Below are 3,693 nucleotides of genomic sequence, written 5' to 3'. Positions count from 1 at the left end.
GGTGACACGGTCACCTATGAGCTTGACACCGCCTCATTGACGAACTATGTCATTAATGCAACAACGGGTGTCATCACACTCACCCAAACAGGTGCGGACACCGTCAACAGTGGTGGCACGTTACCCGCCCCAGTGGTCAATGCCACTGATGGCACACTCGACAGTGCGTCAACGACCGGCACAATACCAAACACCGTAGACAACAATAACGACGCCCCAACAGCCCCAAGCATCTCAGCGTCCGTTGATCTAGAACAGGGCGAGGCAGCTGCTGGTGATACCGTTGCTACCGCGAGTGGTTCAACCGATCCAAATGATGGTGACACGGTCACCTATGAGCTTGACACCGCCTCATTGACGAACTATGTCATTAATGCAACAACGGGTGTCATCACGCTCACCCAAACAGGTGCGGACACCGTCAACAGTGGTGGCACGTTACCCGCCCCAGTGGTCAATGCCACTGATGGCACACTCGACAGTGCGTCAACGACCGGCACAATACCAAACACCGTCAATAACAACGAAATCATCGCAGCAGCTGACAATTTTGTTGAATTCCAAATAAATGCTACACCTTTAGAAACGGAAAATCAGACACCAAGTAATTTGAACAAAACAGGTTTTACTGTGGTTAATGTAGGTTTAGGTCCGGTATTAAACGCAGGTGTACTTGATGATATTATTGCCAACTCAGTGATACTTGAAGTAGGTGAAGATCAAGTCCGGGAAGTTAGAGTTCAAGGTGGAGCACTTGGCGTTCAAGTTCTGAGTACCATAGATTTGAGCTTGTACAAATTGAATGATTCTACAAATGAGTGGGAATTACAGGAGGTAAAAGAAGACTGGGTAGTATCTTACTTATTAGGTGGCGCATCTCAAGAGACTGATTTTAGCTTGGATGAAGGAGAGTGGCTGTTTGTTATGTCTAGTGGTGAAGGTGTCTCTGCGCTCACTGGTTACACCTTAAACTTTCTCTCTGATACTGTTTTGGACTATTCTCAAGCAACAGCGGTCAGCGGTTCTATTACAGGGAATGTGCTAGACGATGTCGATGCAAGCTTTGGTTATGATGAACTACCGACGAATGCGACGGTTACCTCAATTACGTCGGTCAATGGTGAACAACCGCTCGTAGCAGGTGAGAAGACTATCCAAGGAGAATACGGTACGCTGACAATATTCTCTGATGGCAGTTATGAGTATGAAGTGGATAGCAATTTCCGTGGGCCGTATGGCAGTGAGGAGAGCTTTACCTATACTGTGACATCACCCGATGGTAATAGCTCTTCTGCAGATCTTACTATTCAATTGAATATCTTACCGGTTGATAATCAAGTTAAAATAGATGAGAGCCTTGTGGTAGATATTGTGCCAAGCGAAGTTCCAGATACAGACTTTAATCCTATTGATAGCGTTGGTGGGTTTAGTATTGCTAATATAGGAGTACTGGGACCAATACTTGATGTAAACGCTTTGGGTGGTTCGGGCGTCATGCAGTTCTCTGTTGGTGATAACCAAGTACGTGAATTGACTTTTGAAGGTACGGGTTTTGGATTGCTTTCATTAGGTGTTGACTACGATCTGATTGTCTATAGACAGGATGAGTCAACAGGCAATTTCGTTCAAGTGCATTTAGAAGATGACTGGTTTAGAGCACCTGTGATTGGTGGCAAGACCTCTGATCCACTGGAATTACAGTTTGGCGAAGGCGAGTATAGAGCCATATTGATTGCTGGTGACGGCATAGGTGTAGCTGGTGGCACTGTACTGAAGGTTACTGCTGATAAACTCCTTGACTATGACGACCCATCTACCTTTGAGGGTTCGATCGCTGGCAAAGATGCGACTGAAGACGCAGGCATTATATTACTAAAAGTGGACGATCAGATAATGGAGTCAAGCGGAGCCACGGTCGTACAAGGTGAGTATGGCAGCTTAACAATTAATATTGACGGTACTTATACTTACACGGTTAGTAAACCTACTGACGCAGGTCCTGACTGGGTACCGCCTTATGGAGAAGTAGAATCTTTCAATCTAGTGACTAAAGACACAAATGGTAAGGTTGCTGTTGACACCTTGAATATCAAAATTAGCACTCATACTGCGGTTAATGATTTCAACAACGTCACAGTGCAAGAACAAAATGTAGTAACTAACATTGAATATAATGAACCAAATGGTTTAGGAAACTATGGTAATTCTTACTCTCAAACTTTCACAGTTGCTGAACATGATGCCGCTGCTCCCGTTGAGGTGGCAGCAACCGCAAGTTCTGTTAATGTTCTTGGTTCTAATATAACTATTACATATACTTTATTGAATACTACGACCAATGAGCTCTTTACTGATTCGATAGTAGGTACAAGGACAAGTGCATCATTGAGTTCTTCATTACCTAGTTTACCAGCAGGTGATTATGAGCTTACGATCACTACTAGCAAAGGCAACCTGCAGAGTATAGATTTTAATACCACAGTTATTCATTCAGAAGATTATACAGCCACTGTGATCTCTGCTGTTACTGGTTCCTTGATTGATGGTAATGATAATGATCAAGGACGGGACAATATTAGTACGCTAAAAGTGGGTGGTAAGTCTGTATTTGTTAGTGATCCAAATCAAGGTGCAGAATCGATTGATATCGAAGGCTTGTATGGCACCTTGACAGTTAATAAAAATGGCAGCTATAGCTACTTACCAAACGGCGAAAGTTTTGGAATTGAACGCTTTACCTACGAGACGACTTCTGTGACTGGCGATAAAGAAACCGCCACTCTAGAGCTTAATGTTGGTAAAGGTATCACTGCCTCTGAGTTTGATGACACTGCGGTTAGCTCTGCTGCAAATGACAGCTTTGTCATGGGCACAGGAGCCGATACCTTAATCTTTGATAACTTAAATGGTATAAATGGCGGTAATGGTAATAACGGTGTTGACACTTGGAGCGACTTCAACGCTCAACAGGGCGATCAGATTGACATTACTGGCTTACTTGACGGTAACCAAACGCTAGGTAATATCGGTGACTACCTCAAATACGAGAGTGGCACGCTCATGGTAGATCGTAATGGTAACGCTGAGTTTGAAGCGATGTTGGAAGTAGATGCAACTGATCTCGATGATTTGTTGGGTAGTATTAACTGGGGAGCAGAAGCTAGTGGTAGAGTCAATTTGATTGGAACGAGCGGTGATGATGTCGTTGATATTGCTTATAATATCTCTGATGTGTCGTTAATCAATCTAGGAGATGGCTTCGATACTATCAATCTAACTGGATCGAACCAAACGTTGAGTTTGTCAGACATTCTTGAAACTGAAGTCGTTGATATCAGCGGTACTGGTGCCAATACGCTGATGGTTCAGGCAGCAGATGTTGCCAACTCAGGAACGTCTAGCCCTATTTATGTCAAGGGTGATAGCGATGATACGGTTAATCTAGAGGGTAATAGCTGGTCTAATGTTGGATCAACTACCTCAGGTGGTGAAGTGTATAATACATGGCAGTCGGGTAATGATACGTCGACACAGATATATATCGATGACAATGTAAATATTATCTAATATTCATTAAGTTTCAGTTTCAAAACGCTCCCAAATGGGGGCGTTTTTTATAGGGTATGTCCAATCATTCTAAGATATAGTTAATAAACCCTATAATGCTAAAAACAGTGGTGAAATATAATATAC

At 43.3% G+C, this 3,693-nt stretch carries 1 protein-coding gene; it reads left to right on the top strand.

The window, feature by feature from the left end; translation table 11 throughout:
* Positions 1-3,567: BapA/Bap/LapF family large adhesin (locus JMY08_RS13805; protein ID WP_201593753.1), on the top strand; the 3,567-nt coding region annotated here is incomplete at its 5' end.
* Positions 3,568-3,693: the final 126 nt, after the last annotated feature.

The sequence above is a fragment of the Psychrobacter sp. Pi2-51 genome (genome assembly GCF_904846665.1).
Classification (GTDB): Bacteria; Pseudomonadota; Gammaproteobacteria; order Pseudomonadales; family Moraxellaceae; genus Psychrobacter; species Psychrobacter glaciei.
Note: the sequence above shows the minus strand (reverse complement) of the source record. Positions and strands in the feature narration are given on the sequence as shown.